The organism is Tumebacillus avium (genome assembly GCF_002162355.1).
Classification (GTDB): Bacteria; Bacillota; Bacilli; order Tumebacillales; family Tumebacillaceae; genus Tumebacillus_A; species Tumebacillus_A avium.
In genome coordinates, this window is the sequence record NZ_CP021434.1 from 3,440,365 (window position 1) to 3,462,272 (window position 21,908).

General features: G+C 55.9%; 27 protein-coding genes. 20 read left to right on the forward strand and 7 right to left on the reverse strand.

The features are described from left to right. The first annotated feature begins 89 nt into the window (after positions 1-89). From rplS to CBW65_RS16815, 8 genes are all read left to right on the forward strand, one after another. Positions 90-437, forward strand: a complete 348-nt coding sequence (gene rplS, locus CBW65_RS16780) for a 50S ribosomal protein L19 (RefSeq protein ID WP_087457781.1) — start codon at positions 90-92, stop codon at positions 435-437. A 91-nt stretch (positions 438-528) separates the two neighbouring features. Continuing rightward, positions 529-1,107, forward strand: coding sequence for a signal peptidase I (lepB, locus tag CBW65_RS16785; RefSeq protein WP_087457782.1), 579 nt, complete (start codon positions 529-531; stop codon positions 1,105-1,107). 35 nt (positions 1,108-1,142) lie between these two features. Further along, positions 1,143-2,048 carry a ribosome biogenesis GTPase YlqF gene (gene ylqF / locus CBW65_RS16790; protein WP_087457783.1) on the forward strand — a complete coding sequence of 302 codons (906 nt, stop codon included), beginning with the start codon at positions 1,143-1,145 and terminating at the stop codon, positions 2,046-2,048. A 100-nt stretch (positions 2,049-2,148) separates the two neighbouring features. Beyond that, entirely contained in the window at positions 2,149-2,976 is an 828-nt protein-coding gene (locus CBW65_RS16795; protein WP_087457784.1) for a ribonuclease HII, read from the forward strand. A 22-nt stretch (positions 2,977-2,998) separates the two neighbouring features. Next, a complete protein-coding gene (locus CBW65_RS16800; protein ID WP_087457785.1) occupies positions 2,999-5,083 on the forward strand; it encodes a flagellar hook-length control protein FliK in 2,085 nt (694 codons plus the stop codon). Between the two features lie 25 nt (positions 5,084-5,108). After that, positions 5,109-5,384, forward strand: coding sequence for an EscU/YscU/HrcU family type III secretion system export apparatus switch protein (locus tag CBW65_RS16805; protein WP_087457786.1), 276 nt, complete (start codon positions 5,109-5,111; stop codon positions 5,382-5,384). After that, a complete protein-coding gene (locus CBW65_RS16810; RefSeq protein ID WP_087457787.1) occupies positions 5,381-5,749 on the forward strand; it encodes a YraN family protein in 369 nt (122 codons plus the stop codon). The genes CBW65_RS16805 and CBW65_RS16810 overlap by 4 nt, the downstream gene beginning before the upstream one ends. Positions 5,750-5,808: 59 nt before the next feature. Next, a complete protein-coding gene (locus CBW65_RS16815; RefSeq protein WP_087457788.1) occupies positions 5,809-6,036 on the forward strand; it encodes a YneF family protein in 228 nt (75 codons plus the stop codon). A gap of 53 nt (positions 6,037-6,089) precedes the next feature. Here CBW65_RS16815 and CBW65_RS16820 read toward each other — a convergent pair whose 3' ends face one another. Next, positions 6,090-6,440 carry a hypothetical protein gene (locus CBW65_RS16820; RefSeq protein ID WP_087457789.1) on the reverse strand — a complete coding sequence of 117 codons (351 nt, stop codon included), beginning with the start codon at positions 6,438-6,440 and terminating at the stop codon, positions 6,090-6,092. A gap of 138 nt (positions 6,441-6,578) precedes the next feature. Between CBW65_RS16820 and CBW65_RS16825 the strand changes: the two genes are divergently transcribed. From CBW65_RS16825 to CBW65_RS16835, 3 genes are all read left to right on the forward strand, one after another. Continuing rightward, the gene (locus CBW65_RS16825) at positions 6,579-7,076 is read left to right on the forward strand and encodes a hypothetical protein (RefSeq protein WP_087457790.1); all 498 of its coding nucleotides are present in this window, start codon (positions 6,579-6,581) and stop codon (positions 7,074-7,076) included. Between the two features lie 114 nt (positions 7,077-7,190). Beyond that, a complete protein-coding gene (locus CBW65_RS16830) occupies positions 7,191-8,384 on the forward strand; it encodes a S8 family peptidase (protein ID WP_087457791.1) in 1,194 nt (397 codons plus the stop codon). A gap of 96 nt (positions 8,385-8,480) precedes the next feature. After that, positions 8,481-8,876: a hypothetical protein gene (locus CBW65_RS16835; RefSeq protein ID WP_087457792.1), complete on the forward strand. Its 396-nt coding sequence runs from the start codon at positions 8,481-8,483 to the stop codon at positions 8,874-8,876. 42 nt (positions 8,877-8,918) lie between these two features. Here CBW65_RS16835 and CBW65_RS16840 read toward each other — a convergent pair whose 3' ends face one another. Together CBW65_RS16840 and CBW65_RS16845 are read right to left on the reverse strand one after the other, a co-directional pair. Continuing rightward, positions 8,919-9,644 carry an MOSC domain-containing protein gene (locus tag CBW65_RS16840; RefSeq protein WP_087457793.1) on the reverse strand — a complete coding sequence of 242 codons (726 nt, stop codon included), beginning with the start codon at positions 9,642-9,644 and terminating at the stop codon, positions 8,919-8,921. A 71-nt stretch (positions 9,645-9,715) separates the two neighbouring features. Beyond that, a complete protein-coding gene (locus CBW65_RS16845; RefSeq protein WP_087457794.1) occupies positions 9,716-11,251 on the reverse strand; it encodes a YifB family Mg chelatase-like AAA ATPase in 1,536 nt (511 codons plus the stop codon). A 472-nt stretch (positions 11,252-11,723) separates the two neighbouring features. Here CBW65_RS16845 and CBW65_RS16850 point away from each other — a divergent pair, with 472 nt between their 5' ends. Beyond that, positions 11,724-11,939, forward strand: a complete 216-nt coding sequence (locus tag CBW65_RS16850) for a hypothetical protein (RefSeq protein WP_087457795.1) — start codon at positions 11,724-11,726, stop codon at positions 11,937-11,939. Positions 11,940-11,956: 17 nt separating this feature from the next. On the opposite strand, the gene CBW65_RS16855 is transcribed toward CBW65_RS16850, so the two are convergent. The 3 genes from CBW65_RS16855 to CBW65_RS16865 form a co-directional block, all read right to left on the reverse strand. Next, on the reverse strand, positions 11,957-12,376 hold the full coding sequence (locus CBW65_RS16855) for a hypothetical protein (protein WP_232463349.1): 420 nt from the start codon (positions 12,374-12,376) through the stop codon (positions 11,957-11,959). 79 nt (positions 12,377-12,455) lie between these two features. Continuing rightward, positions 12,456-12,785, reverse strand: coding sequence for a hypothetical protein (locus CBW65_RS16860; RefSeq protein WP_087457796.1), 330 nt, complete (start codon positions 12,783-12,785; stop codon positions 12,456-12,458). A gap of 3 nt (positions 12,786-12,788) precedes the next feature. After that, the gene (locus CBW65_RS16865) at positions 12,789-13,232 is read right to left on the reverse strand and encodes a molybdopterin-dependent oxidoreductase (RefSeq protein WP_157722004.1); all 444 of its coding nucleotides are present in this window, start codon (positions 13,230-13,232) and stop codon (positions 12,789-12,791) included. Positions 13,233-13,302: 70 nt separating this feature from the next. Between CBW65_RS16865 and CBW65_RS16870 the strand changes: the two genes are divergently transcribed. Both CBW65_RS16870 and CBW65_RS16875 read left to right on the forward strand, forming a co-directional pair. Next, positions 13,303-14,520, forward strand: coding sequence for an MFS transporter (locus CBW65_RS16870; protein ID WP_087457797.1), 1,218 nt, complete (start codon positions 13,303-13,305; stop codon positions 14,518-14,520). 22 nt (positions 14,521-14,542) lie between these two features. Beyond that, positions 14,543-14,989 (forward strand): hypothetical protein, encoded by a 447-nt coding sequence (locus CBW65_RS16875; RefSeq protein ID WP_087457798.1) that lies wholly within the window; start codon positions 14,543-14,545, stop codon positions 14,987-14,989. A gap of 39 nt (positions 14,990-15,028) precedes the next feature. Here the strand turns inward: CBW65_RS16875 and CBW65_RS16880 are convergent, their stop codons facing one another. Further along, positions 15,029-15,514, reverse strand: coding sequence for a nitroreductase family protein (locus tag CBW65_RS16880; RefSeq protein WP_087457799.1), 486 nt, complete (start codon positions 15,512-15,514; stop codon positions 15,029-15,031). Between the two features lie 163 nt (positions 15,515-15,677). Between CBW65_RS16880 and CBW65_RS16885 the strand changes: the two genes are divergently transcribed. The 6 genes from CBW65_RS16885 (at position 15,678) to topA (ending at position 21,885) form a co-directional block, all read left to right on the forward strand. Beyond that, positions 15,678-15,914, forward strand: coding sequence for a hypothetical protein (locus CBW65_RS16885; RefSeq protein ID WP_087457800.1), 237 nt, complete (start codon positions 15,678-15,680; stop codon positions 15,912-15,914). Positions 15,915-15,991: 77 nt separating this feature from the next. Continuing rightward, the gene (locus tag CBW65_RS24325) at positions 15,992-16,156 is read left to right on the forward strand and encodes a DUF2197 domain-containing protein (protein WP_157722006.1); all 165 of its coding nucleotides are present in this window, start codon (positions 15,992-15,994) and stop codon (positions 16,154-16,156) included. Positions 16,157-16,271: 115 nt separating this feature from the next. After that, positions 16,272-17,429 (forward strand): ADP-forming succinate--CoA ligase subunit beta, encoded by a 1,158-nt coding sequence (gene sucC / locus CBW65_RS16890; RefSeq protein WP_087457801.1) that lies wholly within the window; start codon positions 16,272-16,274, stop codon positions 17,427-17,429. Positions 17,430-17,453: 24 nt separating this feature from the next. After that, the gene (gene sucD, locus CBW65_RS16895) at positions 17,454-18,356 is read left to right on the forward strand and encodes a succinate--CoA ligase subunit alpha (protein ID WP_087457802.1); all 903 of its coding nucleotides are present in this window, start codon (positions 17,454-17,456) and stop codon (positions 18,354-18,356) included. A 66-nt stretch (positions 18,357-18,422) separates the two neighbouring features. Continuing rightward, a complete protein-coding gene (gene dprA / locus CBW65_RS16900; RefSeq protein ID WP_087457803.1) occupies positions 18,423-19,574 on the forward strand; it encodes a DNA-processing protein DprA in 1,152 nt (383 codons plus the stop codon). Positions 19,575-19,776: 202 nt separating this feature from the next. Beyond that, complete coding sequence (topA, locus tag CBW65_RS16905) at positions 19,777-21,885, forward strand: type I DNA topoisomerase (protein WP_087457804.1); 2,109 nt, start codon at positions 19,777-19,779, stop codon at positions 21,883-21,885. Positions 21,886-21,908: the final 23 nt, after the last annotated feature.

The following is a 21,908-nucleotide window of genomic DNA, read 5'->3' on the forward strand; positions in this document are numbered from 1 at the left end:
TATACTTTCTTTTGTTATCAAGGCGGTCCTCTTTCTGGTGCTCATTAGATAGCCCACGTTACGAACGCCTGTAGGGAGGAGGTCTACTCATGAACCAAGAATTGCTCAAAGCAATCACTGCTGAACAGATCCGCCAGGACATTCCTCAATTCAAAGCGGGCGACACCGTTCGTGTCCACGTTAAAGTAAAAGAGGGTAACCGCGAGCGTATCCAGGTCTTCGAAGGCGTTGTCATCAAGCGCCGTGGCGGCGGTATCAGCGCAACGTACACCGTTCGTAAGATGTCTTACGGCGTTGGCGTTGAGCGTACGTTCCCGCTCCACACTCCGAAGGTTGATAAGATCGAAGTGACCCGTCGTGGTCGCGTACGTCGTGCGAAGCTGTACTACCTGCGCAACCTCACTGGTAAAGCAGCACGTATCCGCGAAATCCGCTAACAAAGTACAGGGACTTGTTGAAACGACAAGTCCCTTCTTTGTCTTCTATCGTAGCTTTTTCGTATAAGAAGGTAAGCTGGGAGGCACAGTAATGAGTGAATTTAACCCTCAAAACGAAACGAACCAAGACACTTCAGGTCAGGAAGAAAAGAAAAAAGGTTGGGGAAAAGAAGCATGGGAATGGGGCAAATCGCTGCTCGTTGCGTTCTTGCTGGCGCTTCTGATCCGTCAATTTGCTTTTGCGATCTTTATGGTGGACGGTCAATCGATGGTGCCGACATTGGAAGACAAAGAACGCCTTGTCGTCAATAAAATGGTCTATTACTTACATAAACCGGAGCACAACGACATCGTTGTCTTTAAATATCCGGCCGACCCAACGAAAGACTTTATTAAGCGCGTCATCGGTGTGCCCGGCGATAAGATTGAGATTCGCGATTATAAAGTCTTCCGCAACGGGGAAGAGTTGTCGGAGAATTACATTGCGGAACCGACCGCGACCAACAACGGCGTCTTTACCGTGCCGGACGGCACGATTTTTGTCCTTGGCGACAACCGCAACTATTCGAAAGACAGCCGCGACCCGCAAGTAGGCTATGTGCCTTACGATGCGGTGATCGGGCGCGCCGAATTTGTCTGGTGGCCGTTTGACCAGTTCCGCGACATCTAGGACTTGAAGACGGGCTTAAAGGAGCTAACGGAGAGATGACGATTCAGTGGTTCCCCGGCCATATGGCCAAAGCACGCCGGGAAGTTACCGAGAAGCTAAAGCTGGTCGATATCGTGTTTGAACTTGTCGACGCGCGGCTGCCTATGTCCAGCCGCAACCCGATGATGAACGAGATCGTCCAGAACAAGCCGCGCCTGGTGCTCTTAAACAAGGCCGATCTGGCCGATCCGCGCATCACCGACCAGTGGATGCAGTATTTTCAAAAGCAGGGTCTCGCCTGCGTGTCGATCAACGCGCTGAAAGGGGAAGGCTTGCCCAAGGCAGCCTCCGAAGCGAAGCGCCTGTTCGAGCCGAAAGTCGAAGCGATGAAGAAAAAGGGGATTCGCCCGCGTGCAGCAAGAGCGATGATTCTCGGCATCCCGAACGTCGGCAAATCCTCTTTGATCAACCGCATGGCGAAAAAGTCGATCGCGAAGACGGGCGACCGTCCGGGTGTGACACAGGCGCAGCAGTGGATCAAGGTTGGCAAAGATTTCGAACTGCTCGACACGCCGGGGATTCTCTGGCCGAAATTCGAAGACCCAGCAGTGGGTCTGCGCTTGGCGGCGACCGGTGCGATCAAGGAAGAGATTCTCGATACGGAACCGGTGGCGATTTTCATCGTCAAAGTGATGAGCAACCGCTATAAAGGCGTGCTCGAATCGCGGTTTAACGTGGAAGATCTGCCCGCCGATCCGCGTGAGGCGCTGGAAGCGATCGGCCGCAAGCGCGGTTTCCTCCGCGCCGGCAACGTCGTCGATATGGAAGCGACGTGGAAGCTGATGATCCGCGAGTTCCGCGGCGGCCAGTTCGGGAGGATCACCTTGGAAGACCCTGCCGATTTTGTAGAGGAAGAGTCTGCAGTGGTGGAAGAGGAAGTCGTGAACACAACCGAAGAGTAAGACATTGCCACCGTGGAGACACGGTGGTTTTTTCTGTTCGGGACAGGAAACCAACACGGCGCGGCGAAAGGATAAGGGATATAGAAAGGGGTTCCTTCCCATGGCACGAACGATTGAATTTGAAACGCTGACTGTCGGTGAAATTCGCGACTGGCTGCAAGCGGAAGAGCCGAACAAGCGGCAGGAAAAGCAACTGCTGTCAGACCCGCGCAGCGGGGTGCGCAAACTGATCGAGTCCTATGTGCGCGAACGGGAAAAGGCAGCTGCAGAAGCTGTCTGGCGCGCCGGGATGTGGCAGTATGAGCGGGACGCGGCGGAGCAGGGATATCGTCTGGTGGCCGGCGTTGATGAAGCGGGCCGCGGACCGCTGGCCGGACCGGTGGTGGCTGCAGCGGTCATTTTGCCGGAGGGGATCGAACTGCCGGGGCTAAATGATTCGAAACAGGTCGCGGAGGAGACTCGCGAGCGCTTGTATGATCTGATCTGCACAGGTGCGGTGGCGTACGGCATCGGGGTGGTGGATACAGATTATATCGACAAGCACAACATCTTACAGGGGACGTTTGAAGCGGCCCGGCAGGCGCTGCGCCGGATGGAGCAGCAGTTTGCAGCAGTACCGGACTACCTGTTGACCGACTTTTTGAAGATTCCGGATGTGGTGCAGCCGTACAATCCGATCGTCAAAGGGGATGCGAGTTCGTTTTCGATCGCGGCCGCTTCGATTTTGGCGAAAGTGACGCGGGACCGGTTGATGGCGGAGTATGCGCAAGCGTATCCGCAGTATGGATTTGAGCGGCATAAGGGGTACTCGGCGCCGGAGCATATGCAGGCGCTGGAGGAGTACGGGCCTTGTCCGATTCATCGGAAATCGTTTGCGCCCGTGCAGAAATTGCTGCAAGGGTCGCTGTTTGATTTTGCCGGCCTGTAAGGCCTAGGGAGGTGGGTGTGTGATGCGGATCAATGCGGGTCAAGTCGGACAGGTCGTCCTGTCGACGCTGCAAGGGGCTAAGGAGCTGGAGAGCAAGGTCGAACTGAAAGTGGGCAGTGTGGTGCGGGCGACATTGATGCAGCATGCGGGCAAAGATGAAGTTTGGTTGCAGATCGGCGGGAAAAATGTCCGGGCGCGGCTCGATGCGAACGTCAAGCCGGGCGATCAGGTCGACTTGCTGGTGACCGGAGAGCAGAAGCAAGGGGCGATGGAGCTGAAGGTGGTCGGGCAGCCGATCCGCAGCGGCGAAGGAGGCAAGCAGCTCGATATCGCGGGCCTTGTTCGCGCTTTGGGTTTGCCGGAATCGGAGGAGACCAAGGCGCTGGTGCAGGAGCTGGCGGCTCGCGGCGTGCCGTTGAAGCCGGAAACGGTGCGTGCGGCGCTGGCCGTGCTGCGCAGCCTGCCGCAGGTGACGCCGTCGCACATCGCAACGCTTGGCAAGCTGGCTGAGCTGGGCATCCCAATTTCGCCCAGCACCTTTGAGGCGATGCACACGTTGGAAGCGGGGCCGAAGCTGCATGATTTGCTGACGAAGATCCAGAGCACCTTGCAAGGACTGTTTCCGGAGGCGGCGTCGACAACTGGCAAGACGGCGGCATCAGGTGGAGTAATCGCCACAACGGGTACGATGCCAACGCCGAGTACGGCAGGCACCCAAGCAGGTACGACGCCAACGCCTAGTGCCGCAGGTACCCAAGCGGGAACGACGCCTGTCCCAAGTGCCGCAGGTACCCAAGCGGGAACGACGCCTGTCCCAAGTGCCGCAGGCACCCAAGCAGGTACGACATCTGCGCCAAGTGCCGCAGGCACTCAATCGGGAACATCACCAGTGCCAAGTGCCGCAGGTACCCAAGCAGGTACGGCGCCTGCACCAAGTGCCGCAGGCACCCAAGCGGGCACATCACCTGTGCCCAGTGCCGCAAGCACCCAAGCGAGCACGTCCCCTGTATCAAGTGTCGCAAGCACCCAAGCGGGTGCGCAGCCTGCCCAAAGTGCCGCAGGCACCCAGGCAGGTACAACACCTGCGCAAGGTACAGTAAGCACTCAAGCGGTCAGTTTTGGCACTACTGTAACTGTCAACGCCAAAACGGCTGCTCCTGCACCGACAGCAGGCGCTGCGCCGGTACCGATTGCTGCCAGCGCACCAACACAGAACGCCAACGGAGTCACAACTGCCCCAGCGTCTCAGCAAAGTGCGGTGCCTACGATTCATTTCCCGGAAAATACTCAGGCAAACACCCTGCCTGCATCCGGGAACCACAATCTGTCCGCACCAACGCGCGTCAACCTGGAGCAGCTTCTTCACGTCACGACCCAACTGCTGCACAGTGCAGATGACTCGACCCAGACGGGCGCTCAACTGGCAGACAAAGCGAAGCAGTTAGGCCTGAATTTCGAAGAACAGCTCGCCCACGCCCTGCGCCGCCTTCCGCCGGACAGTGAAGCTGGTCAGGTCAGCCAAGCGTTTCAACAGGCGCTGAAAACATCCGCAGAGCAAGGCACCACTTTGAAACACGCCCTGCTCCTCGCCCAGAGCGCTGCTGCTGAACTTGATGCAGCCGGACTCAGCACCTTGCAGCAAGACCTGAGCACCGTGCTGAAAAACATCACCGGGCAGCAGTTGATGCAAACATCGGGCGGCGACCGTGCCGACTTGCTGTACCAGTTTGCAGCCGTTCCGATCCGCCATGGCAAAGACGAGCAAACGGTGGAACTGCACGTCATGGCCCGCAAAAGCCCCGGTCAAAAAACGATCGACCCGGCCAACTGCTACGTGCTTTTCCGCCTCGACATGCCGAACTTAGGAGAGCTGGACATCCATCTGCACATCGTCGACAAAGTGGTTGGCGTCCGTTTTCTTTCCGAACAGCTGGCCGACATGACCCTCACCCCTGCCGACCAGCGCGACCTCCGCGACGCGCTGCAAAAAGTCGGCTTCCATCTCGGCGTGCTGAAAGTCGAGGACAAAAAGCAGCCGGAGCCAGGCGCACCGCAACCGCTGCTTCCGCCAATCCTCACCAACAAGCAGTTTGACTTAAAAATCTAACCCGAAACGAGAGGAGCGCCGAATCATGACCGACCCAACCCGCAAAAAGGCAGTCGCCATTCACTACGACCAGAACAAAGATTCGGCTCCTCGCATTGTCGCCGGGGGTCGCGGGGCGATCGCCGAGCAGATTCTGTCGCTGGCAACAGAACACGATGTGCCGCTGCACGAAGACCGCGCCCTCGTCGAAACTCTGCTCGCTTTTGACATCGGCAAAGAGATCCCGCCTGACCTCTACCAAGTGGTCGCGGAAGTCCTCGCCTTTGTCCAGCGCATCGACAAAAGGGAGCGTGACCAATGACCCGCTCCCGCAAACAGACCGGCGCCTTAGGCGAGCAGATCGCCAGCGACTGGCTCCTCCGGCAAGGCTGCGAGCTGATCGTCCGCAACTGGCGCTGCCAGGAAGGCGAGCTCGACATCATCGCCGCAGAAGGCGACACCCTCCTGTTCCTCGAAGTCCGCACCCGGACGACCTCAGGGCGCTTCGGCACCGCCGAAGAATCGGTCGACTGGCGCAAACAGCGCCAAGTCCGCCACCTCGCTGCCCGCTATCTTTCCACCACCCAGCACCCGTTCCGCCGTTTCCGCTTCGACGTCATCGTCGTCTACCTGCATCGTCACTCTGCAGAAGTTCTGAACATCCGCCAGATACGAAACGCTTTTTAAAACCATACTGCCTGTGGTATCATGGGGTGAGAAAGATAGACGTAGGAGGATACATACTCATGTTTACCACCCTTATCGCGATCGGTACGTTTGTACTCGGTCTTGTACTCGGCGCCATCGGCGGTGTTTACTACCTCAAGAACAAGATGACCAACATGCAGATGTCCGACAAAGAGATCCAGACGATGGCCCGCTCCATGGGCATGAACCTCAACCAAAAGCAACTGATGCAGGTGTCCAAGCGCATGCAGTCTGCTAACAACAACAAGACCAAGAAGAAAAAATAAGCACACAAAAAGAGAGGGCAGAGATGCCCTCTCTTTTTTCATACCTGCGGGAATTACCAGAACAACAAGCTGGATAGTGCGAGGATCGACAGGAACGGGACGAAGAATGCAGCCGGATTGTAACCGTAGCCATATCCATAGCCGCGTCCAAAACCACCTCCAAAACCACGTCCATAACCGCCATACCCTCCATAGAAAACATGATCAGCGTTTATGTCGGAAGCAGAGGATTCAAGCGTGCGAAACAAGTTCTCTTTTTCACCGGAGGCCATGCCGACCGGACGCAGATAAAGCCCTTTGCTGTTAACCCGCTCCACTACGCCGCGATGCTGACCGTTTGGCGTTTGGACGTGCACCATTTTACCAACGTACTGTTTGCAGTTTCCTGCGTGATAACGGCACATAAGGAAAACCTCCTTTCGTTTTGGTCTTTATCAGCATATGTACAAAAAGGGTACAGGCTCACGGCGCATGCGGAGGACAAACCAAAGATAGACGGCTCACCTGCTGCATACACATGGAAGGAGAAGGAGGCGAGCGTCATGAAAATGGGGTCTCCCCTGTGGAAGTTTCGCTACCAGACCCGCCGCAATCCGTGGTTGATCTTGATTCCGCTGCTGCTGGCGATCATCCTGTTCGCCGCAAGCTGCGCCTTGATCGGCGGGGGAGAGGAGAGCGAAACGAAAACGGTCGGCCAGTCGGTCGTTGACGGCTGGCTGTATGGAGGTTTCGATTCGTCAGGCAACCTGATCTTCCGCCAAGGAGATCAGGTTGTGCTGTTGCCCCAAGGCAGCAAGGAAGTCAAATTAAACGGCGAGACGGTGCGCATCCAAAGCGCCACGCCAAACACGCTGGAACTGCAAACTGATGCCACATCCGCTGCAACGCCCTTCACGGTGCCGGCCGCCGTCTGGTGGGCGCTGGGGACGGGTGTGTTTGGTTATGTGCTCGGCAGACTGCATCCAACCAAACCATCAGCGTCCGCATTGCCGGCCCGTCCGTCCATCCCGCGATGGAAGCCGCGCCGCTGGTCGCGTTAAAATATGGAAATTGTGTCGAAAAGTATATTTCAACAGAATTGAATATTCATTGAATTTCAACAATAAGATCCCTAGTGTAACAAATTTATTGTGAAAAACAGGGAGGAATTTGAAATGAAGAAAACGATCGCCGTGATGTCGGCCGTCGCAGTACTGGCCATGCTGGCTCCGGCAGGTGTGTCCGCTGCAACGACCCAAGCTCCGCAAAACACTGCTACTGCAGAAGCAGCAGCAGCACCGGACCGCATTTTGGTAAAATTCACGCCGGGCGCTGCCGCAGCAGAAAAAGCAAACGTTCACGCCGCGCTGGGCGGGAAAGACCTTGGCAAACTGGGCCAAGGCAAATCCGACTGGACGCTGGTCGAAGTTCCTTTTGGCAAAGCTTCGGAGATGAAAGCTAAATATGCGAAAAACCCGAACGTCGAACTTGCAGAGCTCGACTATGTATATACGACAACTGCACTGCCGAACGATCCGCTGATCGGCAGCCAATGGCATCATACCAATGTGCAATCGGCAGCAGCTTGGGGCGTAGTGACCGGGTCGAACCGCACGATCGCAATCATCGACACCGGGATTGACCTCGACCACGCGGACCTCGCTGGCAAACTGGTAGCGGGCGCATCGTTTGTCGACCGCGTTTCTTCCGCCAACGACGACAACGGCCACGGCACGCACTGTGCAGGGATCGCTGCGGGCATCGGCAACAACGGCGTGGGCATCTCCGGGATGGACCAAACGGCGAAACTGATGCCGGTAAAAGTCCTGAACAAGCGCGGTTCCGGTTACACCTCCGACATCGTGGACGGCGTGTACTTCGCAGTCGACAACGGGGCGGACGTTCTGTCGATGTCGCTGGGCGGCGGCGGAGCAACACAAGCGTTCCAAGACGCGATCAACTACGCTTGGAACAATAACCGCATCGTAGTTGCAGCAGCAGGCAACAGCGGCGTGTCCACCCCGTCCTACCCGGCGGCGTACAACAACGTGGTATCGGTTGCGGCGACCGACGCGAATGACAACAGAACCTCCTGGTCGAACTACGGTTCCTCCTGGGTAGATGTGGCAGCGCCGGGCAACTCGATCTACTCGACCTACTACAACGGCGGGTACACCACCATGTCGGGCACTTCGATGGCAACTCCGCTCGTTGCCGGCCTGTTCGCACTGACCTGGGGCAAGAAGCCGACTGCCACTAACTCCGCAGTCGTCAACCGTGTCCTGACCACCGCTGACAGCACCGCAGGCACCGGCAGCGCGTACCAGTATGGCCGTGTGAACGCGTTTAACGCAGTCAACGGATTCTAATCGCATTTAGACGGAAAAAGACCGCAGGCCACTATGGCGTGCGGTCTTTTTTGGTATACTGGAGATGGACAATCTATGGAGCAGGAGAGAAGCAGAATGAAATTTACTGGGGACCGCAATTGGATGTTCATCGCCATTGCTGCCGTATCACCGTACATCTGGATCAACAATGCCATTCAGAAAACCGACCCGCTCACCGTGTCGATCGCGGCCGGTTTCAGCGTGCTGGCGGTGATGCTGCTCGTGTTTTTGCTGCGCAAACAATACATCGAAGTCAACCACAACCGGATCTTGCTGCAAAGCATGTTCAAGCGCCGCGAGTTCGCCCCTGACGACCTGCAGAAGATCGTCGTCGAAGAGCATGTCATCACCGCCTTCGACAGCAAAGGCAAACCGCAGCACTTGATGATCCCGCTGAAAAAAGAGCAGCTCAAAGAACTGAAAGATGCGGTCAAGGCGTTTTGCAAACGCAACAAAATTCCATTGCAATAACCAGCCCGGCCCGTTCGCAAATGAACGGGCTTTTTTATTGCTCTAACGATTGATTTCTAATAAGTTCGCCTCATCGCCAACATTTATTTCACCATGACATTCAACTTTCGCCCAAACACCAAAGATGCCGCCATGATGATCAGCCAGGGTTTTGAGTACCCGAGCATCCTGTTTTACTTCTTCTTGTGCATTGTTCACCATGACACACCTCTGGAGCGGTGCAACTACTCTCAAGATTGCTGTCGGCCCGATCTTGATTGGCCGGTTGATCCAATCACTTTCGGGAAAGCCGGTTGCTTCTGTATCAAGCAAAAGGTTTGCTCGAAAACGACGCGGGTCTACCGGCTCATCTAACTCTTGACTCAACTTATGTATTGCAGACGTCGTAATGATACTGATCGGCCCCTCGTCAAAATGAGAGATGGAATCTTCTCGTGTTAAGGCTGCCTGTATTCCTAGCGACTCACTCAACGCCTCATTGAAAGTGTGATCTTCAACTCGATAATCAGTTCCATCAGGCATCGTTACAATCAGATCAGCCCCAACGTACCTGGCTCTATAATTGAACAGCCCTTTCATGAGTTGAAAACGGCGTGTTGTTTTTCCACTGCCAAACTTTCCGTCCGAGTTTTTGATTGCCCACAACCTGTCACCAAAGAGACCGCGATGATCAATCGAAACCGATGATAAAGACTCCCCTAAAATTGATTTGACAGGATACCTGCGGATTTCCTTGACCGTCCCTGCAAACTCATACTTAAAATCCATCGTTACACCCCCGTGTATTTCAAAATAACATATCAGTCTATTCCTGACAAAGAAGAAGGAATACCCCCGTTTCACTCGCCCCAGAACTTCCGGTCGAGTCCCCGGTATTGGATGGCTTCCGCGACTTGGGCAACATCTAACTGTTCACAGCCATCCAGATCGGCGATCGTGCGGGCGACTTTTAAAATGCGGTCGTAGGCGCGGGCGGAGAGGCCGAGCTGCTCGAAGGTGTCTTCGAGGAGGGACTCGGCTTCGGGGGTGAGGCGGCAATGGAGACGGAGGTCGCGAGAGGTCATGGCGGCATTCCAGGGGAAGGGTCGGTCTTGCAGGCGGGATTGCTGAAGGGCGCGGGCTGCGGTTACCCGCTCGCGGATCTGGGCGGAGGTTTCTTCGCGGGCATCGCTTTTGATGTCATGGTATTTGACGCGGGGAACTTCGATGTGCAGGTCGATCCGGTCGAGCAGCGGGCCGGAGATTTTGCTGCGATAACGGGTGATCTGCAGCGGCGTGCACGTGCACGGCTTGTAATCCGACCCGTAATACCCGCACGGACAAGGATTCATCGCCGCAGCCAGCAAAAAGCGGCTCGGGAACGTATACGTCGCCTGCGTCCTGGCGATCGTCACCTTCGCATCTTCCAGCGGTTGGCGCAGCACTTCCAGGACCGATTTTTTAAACTCCGGCAGCTCGTCCAAAAACAGCACGCCCCCATGCGCCAACGTCACTTCGCCGGGCTTGGGAATCGTTCCGCCGCCGATCAGCCCCCCGTCGGAGATCGTGTGATGCGGAGAGCGGTACGGTCGCGCATGCAGCATCGTCCCGCCCTGGGCCAAGAGCCCCGACACGCTGTACACCTGCGTCACTTCCAGCGACTCTGCTGCCGTGAGCGGGGGCAGGATCGTCGGCAGCCGCCGCGCCAGCATCGTCTTGCCGCTGCCCGGCGGTCCGATCAAAATCACATTATGCGATCCGGCCGCCGCGATCTCCAGCGCCCGTTTCACGTGCGGCTGCCCTTTGATCTCGGAAAAGTCATCTTCGCCGCTCCCGCCGTATTCTGCCGTCACCGAACTGTCCGGTTCGTACGGCAGAATCTCCCGTTTGCCGTTCAAAAACGCATACGCTTCCTGAAGCGACCTTGCCGCATAGACTCGCAACCCGCCCACCAAGGCCGCTTCCCGGGCGTTCTCCAGAGCGACGAGCAGTTGTTTCACGCCTTGCTCCTGAGCGGCCAGCGCCAAGGACAGCATGCCGCGCACCGGGCGCAACGTGCCGTCCAGCGCCAGTTCGGCAACGGCTGCCATCCCCTCAGGCAGAGGCTTGTGCATCATTCCGCCGGCCGCCAAGATGCCAAGCGCCAGGCACAGGTCGTATCCTGCCCCTTCTTTGCGCAGGCCGGCCGGGGCCAGATTGGCCGTGATCCGCTGAAGCGGAAAATCAAACCCGCTGTTGCGCAGCGCCGCCCGCACCCGATCTTTTGCCTCACGGACCGAACTGTCGGGCAGCCCGACCAGATCAAAACTCGGCAGACCGTTCGCCAAATCCACTTCCACCTGCACGATGATCCCTTGCAGGCCATACAAAGCAATCCCTGTCATTTGAGCGTACATGAACAGAAATCCTCCCCAATATGCGATTTTTAGACAGCATTCGATAAAAATTTGATTTTACTTAGTTCAGGATTGGTATCTTTTGCATACAATAAAGCAAGGTCACAAAATAGTACGAAAAATGATTCTAAACAAATTATGAATATGGCCTTGGTTTTACTGATCTTTTCAGATGTTTGGTCTATAATAAAGAAGTTGGAATGAATGATGAGAAGGAGGTGAAAGGGGTTGGAATTTGTGTGCCTCGAATGCGGAGGTTTCTTCGAGGGAGACGAAATCCGCCGATCCAAGAATCGTTGTGAGTCATGTGAGGATGTTACTTCTGATGACGAACAAGGAGAGTGTCATGGATACCGTTGACCGAAAGAAACCGAGCTAAACGCCCCCGTTCGTGCAAACGATGGGGGCGTTTAGCATGTTCGGCCTTTACATATCCTATAGGCGTCCATCCTAAACAAGAGGAGGCGTTGAGATGATTTCCGTGCAACTGTATCATGATCAATATGCCAAGATGAGCCATGACAAGTCCCTGCACCATTTCTTTCCGAAGAACAGCGCGGTGATGGAATGCAAGATGACGGAAAGCGAATTTGACGAATTCCTCAAGGAAAACGACATGATCACCATCCGGCACCATCTCAAGACTTATCAGGACGGTCAGGTCTGCGGAGAATTTGACGTTCTCTAGACCGTTATGAACTTACTTTATCGTGATCTGACGTTCGACCAGTTGGTGAACTGCTTGAGTTGAGCCAGCAGTTCGGTATGCCAGGTCTCGTCGCCGAGTGACTTCGCCATGTTGATCATGTCGAGCAGCGAGTCGATTTGCTCAGGCAGAACGCGCCGTCCTGTGCGGTGACGTTCGTCCTCGGGGTAGGCCGAGAGCACCCGATCAATTTTGTCCGACCCGATCGCTTCCTGCAGGGAGGCGATTTTGACACCATCCGTTTCCGCATGGTGTGCCAGCATGATGAAATCCAGCTCCAACTCGGGGGCGAGATGACTTTTATGACAGGTAGGGCAGACGAGCATTGGCACGTCATGAATCAGCACTCCGCCTTCGGAGTATACGCTTCTCATGATGGCGTTCATCGTCAGCCCGCAACAAAGCGTATCCTTTGACACAGGCGTTTCCCCCTTACGTAGTGCAACCAAAAGCGATTTGCTTTTAGGGTATCACAAAACCCCCTGCAACGGGGGTTTTTTACGTCTTTGTAATCTTGCTCACGACCAGCGACGCGCTGTCCGGAATTTCGTTGCGATATTGATCGATGTAACCAAGCGCATCCGCTTCCGTTGCACCCGGCACCGTCACTTGCGCTTGCACAACGATCTGCGTGCCGTCTTCCGTAAACCGGCTGCCGAGGATCTTTCCGTGCTCCACATAGGCCGGCACAACCTGCAGCAGCTTGTGCAGATATCCGTCGCCTTTGGCTAACTGATCTTCTTCATATTCATTGTTGGCGAGGATCTTCGTCGTGATGAATTTGCGGATTTTGTACTCCAGCACCAGCGTATGCCCATGACGTACCATGTGCTACAGCTCTTCCGGCGATACGGTGTTTCTAAACCCAAACTCCGCCTTTTGCCCGGGGTCTGTTTGGACAAATTCGATCTTCACCACCGATTTGACATTCAGGCATTCGCTGTGGCCGTCCGGCACGAGGAGGCGCACAGGGAAACCTTTTTTCAACGGCTTGTCCTCTTGTTGAAACAGCAGGTAGGCATTTTGTAAGTCAGCTTTAGGCAGGACAGCTTGAAAATCGTCGCTAGCGTGAAAAACGGCGTGTGTGCTTTCCGCCAGCGGCTGTATTATTTCGAGAAGCGAAGAAACTGGGGTCGCAATTCCCGTGAAGCTTGGTACAATAGGGGTAACGTCAAGGAGCGGACCTAATTTTCCGCTGATAAAGTCAGAATATTCCAAGTCAAGTTCACGTTCAACAAGACCGCGGACTACCACATGAAAAGCATCTTGTGCCACCTGAAATTTCACTCCTGTTCTGTAGTAGGTGTCTTGAGGTGATTGTACATCACAGAAAGAAGGAAAGTCCATGCAACTTTGGAAACGGAACTTAATCGTACTGTGGTTTGCCAACTTCACGGTGATGATGGGGATGAGCCTGGTCATGCCCTTTTTGCCTCTTTACATTGAATCCCTCGGAGTCACCGATCCGAAAGAGTTGGCGATGTGGGCCGGATTGGTGTTTTCCGGCACCTTTATGGCTTCGGCGATCTTTGCGCCGATCTGGGGCGCGCTGTCCGACAAGACGGGGCGCAAAGTGATGCTTTTGCGCAGCGCCATCGGGATGGCGGTCGTCATGGCGCTGATGGGCTTTGTCACCTCGGTGGAACAGCTGTTTGCGCTGCGGATCGGCATGGGCATCATCTCCGGCTTCATTCCGGCTGCCGTCGCGCTGATGGCGACCAACACGCCAAAGGAGCATGTCGGCTACGCGCTGGGCACGCTGCAGACCGGCGGGGTGTCCGGTCAGATCATCGGCCCGCTGGTCGGCGGTGTGCTCGCTCACTTCCTCGGTTTTCGCAGCGTGTTTTGGTTTACGGCGAGCCTGCTGGTGGTCGCGACGATCATCGTTGTGGTTTTCGTCAAAGAAGAGTTCAAAAAACCGGCTCCGGCAGCGAAACGGGTCAAAGGCGAGCGCCGGCGCTTTGAGATGCTCGACCATTTGAAGATGGTCTGGCCGGTGCTGGTCGTGTCTTTCCTGATCACCTTCTCGATGATGATGATCGACCCGATGATGTCGATCTACGTCTCACAGTTGGCGCCAAACGCCGAAAACGTGGCGCTGATCGCCGGGATGATCACCGCCTGCACCGGGATTGCCAACATCATCTTCTCTCCGCGCCTCGGCCGTCTCGGCGACCGGGTCGGCTACAAAAAAGTCCTGATGCTCGCCATGTGCGGCGCTGCTCTGTTCTACCTTCCGCAGGCGTTTGTCACCGCGCCGTGGCAGCTGATGGTCTGCCGCTTTGGACTTGGCATGTGCATCGGCGGCCTGATGCCGCAAGTCAACTCGCTGATCCGGACACGGGTGCCGACTGAGCTGCAGGGACGGATGTTTGGCTACAACACGTCGGCGATGTTCCTTGGCAACCTGTGCGGGCCGAATGTCGGCGGTTTTATCGGCGGGACATTTGGGATTAGTTCGCTCTTTTTCATCTCGGCGTGTACAATGATAAGTAACGCGCTGTGGCTGAAATTTGCTGTCAAAGATCCCAAGGAACAGCCAGTCGCCGTGCAGGGAGCGTAGCAAGAGAACGGAGGATACCGCAATGAAACGATTGATCGCAGCGGGTCTGTGCGCCGGGCTGATCTTGGCCGGGTGCGCGCCGCAGACTGCCGAGCCGCCCAAACCAGCCCATGAGGAGCAAACGGAGGGCGTTGCGCTTCAGTTTGACGATCTGCTTCAGACGACGAAACTGGTCATGACCACCAAGGCAGGCTCGGACTTGCCAAAAACCTGGAAGTTCGAAGGGGACGAAGCGAAGGCGAAAGCAAACAGCCTCGTTCCGGTGCTGAAAGAAGGCCAGGAGCTGCCGGCCGGAGAAGGTCGCCTCGTGCAGACCACGGTGCCGATGGTTTCCTTTATTCTTGATGTCGGCACAAAGAAAGCGAGCATCAACGTCTATCAGGACCGCTACGAATTCCAAGGCGCCTGGTACAAGTTGGAAAATGCACCAGATCGCACATATGGCTCGATCAACGAACTGGAGAAATAAAAAAGACACCCGTCCACACGCTGGCGGGTGTCTTTTGGGTTACGGCAGCTGATGCAGTTTTTGCTGAATCGGCGTGCGCGGTTTCACAGCCGGCACTTCCAGCGGGTAGCCGACGGGCAGGAATCCGACGATCTCCTGTCCCTCCGGCAGTGCGAGCAACTCGCGGACGCGGGGCGAGACGCCAAGCGAAGACCAGCCGGTGCCGACCCCTTCGGCGTGCGCGGCCAGCATGAAATTTTGGATGAAGCAGGCTACCGCTTCGACGTGCTCATCCCGGTCGATCGCCGTTTTTGCCGGGGTGGACGCCACAGCGAGCAGGAGGGGAGCCCCGCCAAAATTCGTTTTGTGCTTCACTTGCGCCCGCGTTTCCGGGCCGATCACGTAGACCTCCCATGGCTCAGCCATGCGGTGATTCGGCGCGTAGCTGGCCCATGTCAGCCACTCCTCAACACGCTCCATCGGCACGGGGTCGGGCTTGAACTGCTTGATGTTGCGCCGGGTGAGTATCGCTTGTTTTATGTCCATCAGAACGCGCTCCTTTCCAAGTACCCAAAGTATCTCCTACTATTGTATGTGGTCATGCAGATGTTATAGTATTCCGAATTTTTTTCAGTGACGGAAACAGGTTTGTATTTTCCACAAGGTTGGATTATCCTAAGGAAGATGTGTGTGGAAGGGGGCTATGCGGATGGATAAAGCTTCTGTTCGCGCGATGGTGATCAAGAAAGTCGTTGACGAACTGTACCTCGACGAGAAGTTTGTCACCGAGCAGATTGACGCGATGGAAAAAGAACTTGGCGATGACCTTTACGGCCGCGACACGATCGCGGAAGTAGTCGCCCGCATCCTCGACATCATGGACGACGTCGAGTGGTCCAGCGACAAGTCCGGCCTGGTCGATAAGCCTGTGAAGAAAGTAAACTGATCGGCGTGCAAGCATCTAAGAGGTAAGGAAGCAGCATACTAGTCTCATCTGTATCCATTCAAAAGGAGTGACGCCAGATGAATCAAGAGTATACGCTTCGCTGTTCGCTTTGCGGGACGACACATGAGGCGGACGCAGCATCGGTCGAGCAGGTGCAGGCTGCGAAGGAAGGCAGTTCCACCTATATCTGCGATACCTGCGGACGCAGGGTTCAGTTCGAGAGCGAGCAGAAATTCCGCTAAGAAGTTGTCACTGATTTGTCGATTCTTGCAGGACTCGGACGAAACGGGTCGAATATAGAAGTTTGTTTTGGGCAATTGTACATTTTTTCACGAATCAAGTGGAGGAGGAAGCGGAATGAACATCCATGAGTATCAAGGCAAAGCTGTCTTGAAAAAGTATGGCGTAGCGGTTCCGAACGGCCGCGTGGCCTTTACGGTAGATGAAGCAGCACAGATCGCTGAAGAACTGGGCGGCAAGGCTGTAGTAAAAGCACAGATCCACGCAGGCGGCCGCGGCAAGGCAGGCGGCGTTAAGCTTGGCAAGAGCGTCGAAGAAGTTCGTACATACGCAGAACAGATCCTCGGCATGACGCTGGTCACGCACCAGACCGGTCCGGAAGGCAAGGTTGTCAACCGTCTTCTGATCGAAGAGCTGTCCGACATCAAGAAAGAATACTACATCGGTCTCGTCGTTGACCGCGCTACCCAGCGCGTTGTCATGATGGCGTCTGAAGAAGGCGGCACCGAGATCGAAGAAGTGGCAGAAGCGACTCCGGAGAAGATCTTCAAAGAAGCGATCGACCCGGCTATTGGCCTGGTTGCTTTCCAAGCACAAAAGCTGGCATACGCGATCAACATCCCGAAAGAGCTGGTGAAGCAGGCTGTGAAGTTCATGCAGGGCCTGTACGCTGCGTTTGTTGAAAACGACTGCTCGATCGCGGAGATCAACCCGCTCGTCGTCACCGGCGACGGCCGTGTTGTGGCGCTGGACGCGAAGCTGAACTTCGACTCCAACGCACTGTTCCGCCACAGCGACATCCTCGAATTGCGCGACCTGGAAGAAGAAGATCCGAAAGAGATCGAAGCTTCCAAGTTCGACCTGACCTACATTGCACTCGACGGCAACATCGGCTGCATGGTGAACGGTGCAGGCCTGGCGATGGCAACGATGGACACCATCCAGCACTACGGCGGCACCCCGGCGAACTTCCTTGACGTAGGGGGCGGCGCGACCACTGAGAAAGTTACCGCTGCGTTCAAGATCATCCTGTCTGACGATAACGTCAAAGGCATCCTGGTCAACATTTTCGGCGGGATCATGAAGTGTGACACCATCGCAGAAGGCGTTGTTGCAGCTGCAAGAGAAATCGGCCTCAACCAGCCGCTCGTCGTTCGCCTTGAAGGCACCAACGTCGAGCTTGGCAAGAAGATTCTCAACGAGTCCGGCCTGAACATCGTAGCAGCAGACAGCCTCGCTGATGCAGCTCAAAAGATCGTCGCATTGGTGAAGTAATACGAGCGGAGGAGGGTAACCCAAATGTCTATCTTGATTAACAAAGATACAAAGGTCATGACCCAGGGCATCACGGGTAAAACGGGCCTTTTCCATACAAAGCAAGCGATTGAATACGGAACGAACATGGTTGCGGGCGTAACCCCGGGCAAAGGCGGCACCGAAATCGAAGGCGTGCCGATCTTCAACACCGTGGTGGAAGCGAAAAATGCGACCGGCGCTAACGTGTCTGTCGTCTACGTTCCGCCGGCGTTTGCAGCAGACTCGATCATGGAAGCGGTAGACGCTGACCTCGATCTCGTCATCTGCATCACCGAAGGCATCCCGGTTATGGACATGATCAAAGTGCGCCGCTTCATGGAAGGCAAGCGCACCCGCCTGATCGGTCCGAACTGCCCGGGCGTTATCACGCCGGGCGAGTGCAAGATCGGCATCATGCCGGGCTACATCCACACCCCGGGCCGCGTGGGCGTTGTTTCCCGCTCCGGCACCTTGACCTATGAAGCGGTACACCAGTTGTCCACCGAAAACATCGGTCAATCCACCGCAGTTGGCATCGGTGGCGACCCGATCAACGGCACCAACTTCATCGACGTTCTGGAACTGTTCCAAAACGACCCGGACACCGACGCGATCATCATGATCGGCGAAATCGGCGGCACCGCGGAAGAAGAAGCGGCTGAGTGGATCAAAGCAAACTGCACCAAGCCGGTTGTCGGCTTTATCGCAGGCGCAACTGCGCCTCCGGGCAAGCGCATGGGCCATGCAGGCGCGATCATCTCCGGCGGCAAGGGCACCGCAGCTGAAAAGATCTCTGCGATGGAAGCAGCGGGCATCCGCGTAGCTCCGACCCCGTCCGACCTTGGTTCCACTATGGTCGCACTGCTCAAGGAAAAAGGTCTGCTTGAGAAAGTGACCGTGAAGTAATTTCACACAACCAGCAAGAGAGACTCCGCGTGAGTCTCTCTTTTTTATCCGAGAGGGGGAACGCATGTGCGCGTCGATGATATTTTGCTCTGGCTGTCCGTATCGCCCGGTGTGGGGGCGGTATCTGTGCGCAGGCTGCACGACTACCTGGGAAGTTGGGAGAAGGTGTGGGCGGCTGGAGAAGCGGAGATGAAAGCGGCGGGGGTGAAGAATGCGATCATCCGGTCGCTGCTGGCTGCCAGAGCCCATTTTGACCCCGTGGCGGTGCGCAGGCAGTTCGAGCCGGAAGGGGTGCGCTATGTGTCACAAGTGCATGCGGAGTATCCGGAGATCTTGCACACGCTGTATGATCCGCCTGCAGGGCTGTTTGTGATCGGGATGATCCCCGGGACCGGGTCTGATGCGCTTGCTGTGGTCGGCGCGCGGACACTGACCTCCTACGGGCGGCTGGCGACGGAGCGCCTGGTCACGGAGCTGGCCCAAAGCGGCCTGACGATCGTCTCCGGTCTGGCGCGCGGCATCGACACAGCGGCACACGGCGCTACACTGCAAGCGGGCGGTCGGACGGTCGCTGTGCTTGGCAGCGGGGTCTTGCAGATCTACCCGCGTGAAAATGTCCCCCTCGCGCACCGCATCGCCGACGGACACGGCGCTGTCGTCTCCGAGTATCCGCCACACACGCCCGGCAGGCCGCAAAACTTTCCGATCCGCAACCGGATCATCTCCGGCCTTGCCCAAGCCACCCTCGTCGTTGAAGCCGGCGAAAAAAGCGGCTCGCTGATCACCGCCGACCAAGCGCTTGAGCAAGGCCGCGATGTCTACGCCGTCCCGGGTCCGATCACCTCCCCGCCCAGCATCGGGACGAATCGCCTGATTCAACAAGGAGCTAAACTCGTTTTGACAGCTTCCGATATCCTCGAAGACTACAGCCTTTCTTTCCAAGACACCCAGAGCGGCGAAAACGCCGGAAATCATGGCTCAAGCGAACTCAACTCCGCTTTCTCCCCGCTGCAATCCCCGCTGCAAAACCATCCTGCCCATTCTTCAGAAGCTCTTCTCCTTCTAAAATCCCTTGGCTACGAAGAAGCCACCCTTGACGACCTGCATCACCGCACCGGCATGCCGCCTGGTCTCCTGCACAGCACGCTCTTGCGGCTGCAGTTGCAAGGCGTGATCTCGGCCTTGCCCGGCAACCGTTTTCTCCGTGTGAAAACGTAAGAGAGGGGCAGACACCACTCTCTTTTTTAGCTGACACCGTTTGCCGTTTGTGCGGTTTGGATATTACTAATCCATGAGTTCGCGCATAAAAATATCGTTTTGTCGTGACAAACGGTGATTTCTTGATATATATTGGTACATAGCATCTCTGGATTGTCATATGAAAACGCATTCTATTACATAAAGAAAGGAGGAGAGAGTCGTGTCCGATTATCTCGTAATCGTCGAGTCTCCCGCCAAAGCAAAGACGATCGGCAAGTACCTCGGAAAGAAATATGTGGTCAAGGCGTCAATGGGTCACGTGCGTGATCTGCCGAAATCGCAGCTTGGCGTTACTGTAGAAGACGACTTCTCTCCGAAATACATAACCATTCGTGGAAAAGGCGACATTTTGAAAGAGTTGCGCGATGCCCGCAAAAAGGCGAAACAAGTCTTTCTCGCAGCTGACCCTGATCGCGAAGGCGAAGCGATTGCGTGGCATTTGGCACATATTCTCGATGTCGATACGGCAGCACCCTGCCGCGTCGTCTTCAACGAGATCACGAAAGATGCCGTAAAAGAAGCGTTCAAACATCCGCGCTCGATCAACATGAACCTGGTCAACGCCCAACAGGCCCGCCGCATCTTGGACCGCCTCGTTGGCTATCAGATCTCCCCTCTTCTATGGAAGAAAGTCAAAAAAGGGCTGTCTGCCGGCCGCGTCCAATCGGTCGCGGTGCGTTTGATCATCGATCGCGAGAATGAAATCCGCGCGTTCGAGCCGGAAGAGTACTGGACGCTGACCACTCATTTCAAAATCGACAAAAGCAAATTTGAAGCAAGATTCCACGGTTTCGGAGAAGAGAAAAAAGAATTGAAGTCGGAAGCGGACGTACTGGAGATCCAAAAGATGATCGCCGGTCAAAACTGGATTGTGCAATCGGTCAAAATGACCGAGCGCAGACGCAATCCGTCCGCACCGTTCACCACTTCCACATTGCAACAGGAAGCGGCCCGCAAATTGAACTTCCGCGCATCGAAAACGATGTCCCTCGCCCAGCAGCTCTATGAAGGGATTGACATCGGCGGGGAAGGGACGGTCGGTTTGATCACCTATATGCGTACCGACTCCGTCCGCATCTCCCCGATTGCGCAAGAGGAAGCGCGAGAATATATCACCTCAGAATACGGCGCGGACTATTATCCGCCCGAGCCGCGCAACTACGCGACCAAGTCTAAAGGGGCGCAAGAAGCGCACGAAGCGGTGCGCCCGACTTCGGTGCTGCGCCACCCGGACAAGATCAAGGAATTCTTGAGCCGCGACCAGTTCCGCCTCTATAAGCTGGTCTGGGACCGCTTTGTCGCGTCGCAGATGTCTTCGGCGGTGCTCGATACGATGACCGTCGACATCGCAGCCGGCGAGACGCGTTTTCGCGCGACAGGTTCGAAGATCAAATTCCCGGGCTTCATGACCTTATATATTGAAGGAAATGATGAAGGGAAAGACGATGATGAGAAGTTCCTGCCGCCGATGGAAGAAGGGCAGCAGTTAAAAGACCCGGAAGTTGAACCGAAACAGCACTTCACGCAGCCGCCGCCGCGCTTTACCGAGGCGCGCCTCGTCAAGACGATGGAGGAGATCGGCATCGGACGTCCGTCCACCTATGCGCCGACTCTGGAGACGATCCAAAAGCGCGGCTACGTGCTGTTGGAGGAGAAGCGTTTCATCCCGACCGAGCTTGGCGAGATCGTCCATGAGATGATGGCAGAGTTCTTCCCGCAGATCATCGACGTCGATTTCACCTCCACGATCGAGCAGGAGCTCGACGAAGTGGAAGAAGGCGATATCGACTGGGTGAAAGTCCTCGGCGAGTTCTACGGGGATTTTGAAAAGCATCTGCGCATAGCCGAAGAAGAGATGAAGCACGTGGAGCTGCAAGAGGAAGTCTCAGACGTCCCGTGTGAAAAATGCGGGAAGCTGATGGTTTACAAACACGGCCGCTACGGCAAATTCTTGGCTTGTCCGGGCTTCCCGGACTGCCGCAACACCAAGCCGATCTTAAAAGAGATCGGCGTTGGCTGCCCGAAATGCAAAGTGGGGCAGCTCGTCGAGCGCAAAGGCAAACGCCGCCGTGTGTTCTTCGGGTGTGACCACTATCCGGAGTGCGATTTCATCATCTGGGATCGTCCGACCGGCAACCCTTGCCCGGAGTGCGGCGAACCGCTTATCATAAAACGCACCGGAAAAGGTGAAGGTAAGGAAGTCATCCAGTGTTCCGGTGCGGAATGCAGCCATAAAGAAGAAGTGACCACAGAGGGCAAACAGGGGTAGTTTGCCCCTGTTTTTTGTGGTAA

What these genes read in the sequence shown, in the direction of transcription:
- CBW65_RS16820 (WP_087457789.1), bottom strand. Translation starts at nt 6,440, where the DNA reads ATGTGCCGTTATCACGCAGGAAACTGCAAACAGTACGTTGGTAAAATG.
- CBW65_RS16830 (WP_087457791.1), top strand. Translation starts at nt 7,191, where the DNA reads ATGAAGAAAACGATCGCCGTGATGTCGGCCGTCGCAGTACTGGCCATG.
- sucD (WP_087457802.1), top strand. Translation starts at nt 17,454, where the DNA reads ATGTCTATCTTGATTAACAAAGATACAAAGGTCATGACCCAGGGCATC.
- CBW65_RS16815 (WP_087457788.1), top strand. Translation starts at nt 5,809, where the DNA reads ATGTTTACCACCCTTATCGCGATCGGTACGTTTGTACTCGGTCTTGTA.
- CBW65_RS16835 (WP_087457792.1), top strand. Translation starts at nt 8,481, where the DNA reads ATGAAATTTACTGGGGACCGCAATTGGATGTTCATCGCCATTGCTGCC.
- CBW65_RS16825 (WP_087457790.1), top strand. Translation starts at nt 6,579, where the DNA reads ATGAAAATGGGGTCTCCCCTGTGGAAGTTTCGCTACCAGACCCGCCGC.
- CBW65_RS16805 (WP_087457786.1), top strand. Translation starts at nt 5,109, where the DNA reads ATGACCGACCCAACCCGCAAAAAGGCAGTCGCCATTCACTACGACCAG.
- CBW65_RS16800 (WP_087457785.1), top strand. Translation starts at nt 2,999, where the DNA reads ATGCGGATCAATGCGGGTCAAGTCGGACAGGTCGTCCTGTCGACGCTG.
- CBW65_RS16850 (WP_087457795.1), top strand. Translation starts at nt 11,724, where the DNA reads ATGATTTCCGTGCAACTGTATCATGATCAATATGCCAAGATGAGCCAT.
- CBW65_RS16860 (WP_087457796.1), bottom strand. Translation starts at nt 12,785, where the DNA reads ATGGTACGTCATGGGCATACGCTGGTGCTGGAGTACAAAATCCGCAAA.
- rplS (WP_087457781.1), top strand. Translation starts at nt 90, where the DNA reads ATGAACCAAGAATTGCTCAAAGCAATCACTGCTGAACAGATCCGCCAG.
- CBW65_RS16845 (WP_087457794.1), bottom strand. Translation starts at nt 11,251, where the DNA reads ATGTACGCTCAAATGACAGGGATTGCTTTGTATGGCCTGCAAGGGATC.
- CBW65_RS16840 (WP_087457793.1), bottom strand. Translation starts at nt 9,644, where the DNA reads ATGGATTTTAAGTATGAGTTTGCAGGGACGGTCAAGGAAATCCGCAGG.
- CBW65_RS16810 (WP_087457787.1), top strand. Translation starts at nt 5,381, where the DNA reads ATGACCCGCTCCCGCAAACAGACCGGCGCCTTAGGCGAGCAGATCGCC.
- sucC (WP_087457801.1), top strand. Translation starts at nt 16,272, where the DNA reads ATGAACATCCATGAGTATCAAGGCAAAGCTGTCTTGAAAAAGTATGGC.
- lepB (WP_087457782.1), top strand. Translation starts at nt 529, where the DNA reads ATGAGTGAATTTAACCCTCAAAACGAAACGAACCAAGACACTTCAGGT.
- CBW65_RS16880 (WP_087457799.1), bottom strand. Translation starts at nt 15,514, where the DNA reads ATGGACATAAAACAAGCGATACTCACCCGGCGCAACATCAAGCAGTTC.
- ylqF (WP_087457783.1), top strand. Translation starts at nt 1,143, where the DNA reads ATGACGATTCAGTGGTTCCCCGGCCATATGGCCAAAGCACGCCGGGAA.
- CBW65_RS16870 (WP_087457797.1), top strand. Translation starts at nt 13,303, where the DNA reads ATGCAACTTTGGAAACGGAACTTAATCGTACTGTGGTTTGCCAACTTC.
- CBW65_RS16795 (WP_087457784.1), top strand. Translation starts at nt 2,149, where the DNA reads ATGGCACGAACGATTGAATTTGAAACGCTGACTGTCGGTGAAATTCGC.
- CBW65_RS16885 (WP_087457800.1), top strand. Translation starts at nt 15,678, where the DNA reads ATGGATAAAGCTTCTGTTCGCGCGATGGTGATCAAGAAAGTCGTTGAC.
- CBW65_RS24325 (WP_157722006.1), top strand. Translation starts at nt 15,992, where the DNA reads ATGAATCAAGAGTATACGCTTCGCTGTTCGCTTTGCGGGACGACACAT.
- CBW65_RS16875 (WP_087457798.1), top strand. Translation starts at nt 14,543, where the DNA reads ATGAAACGATTGATCGCAGCGGGTCTGTGCGCCGGGCTGATCTTGGCC.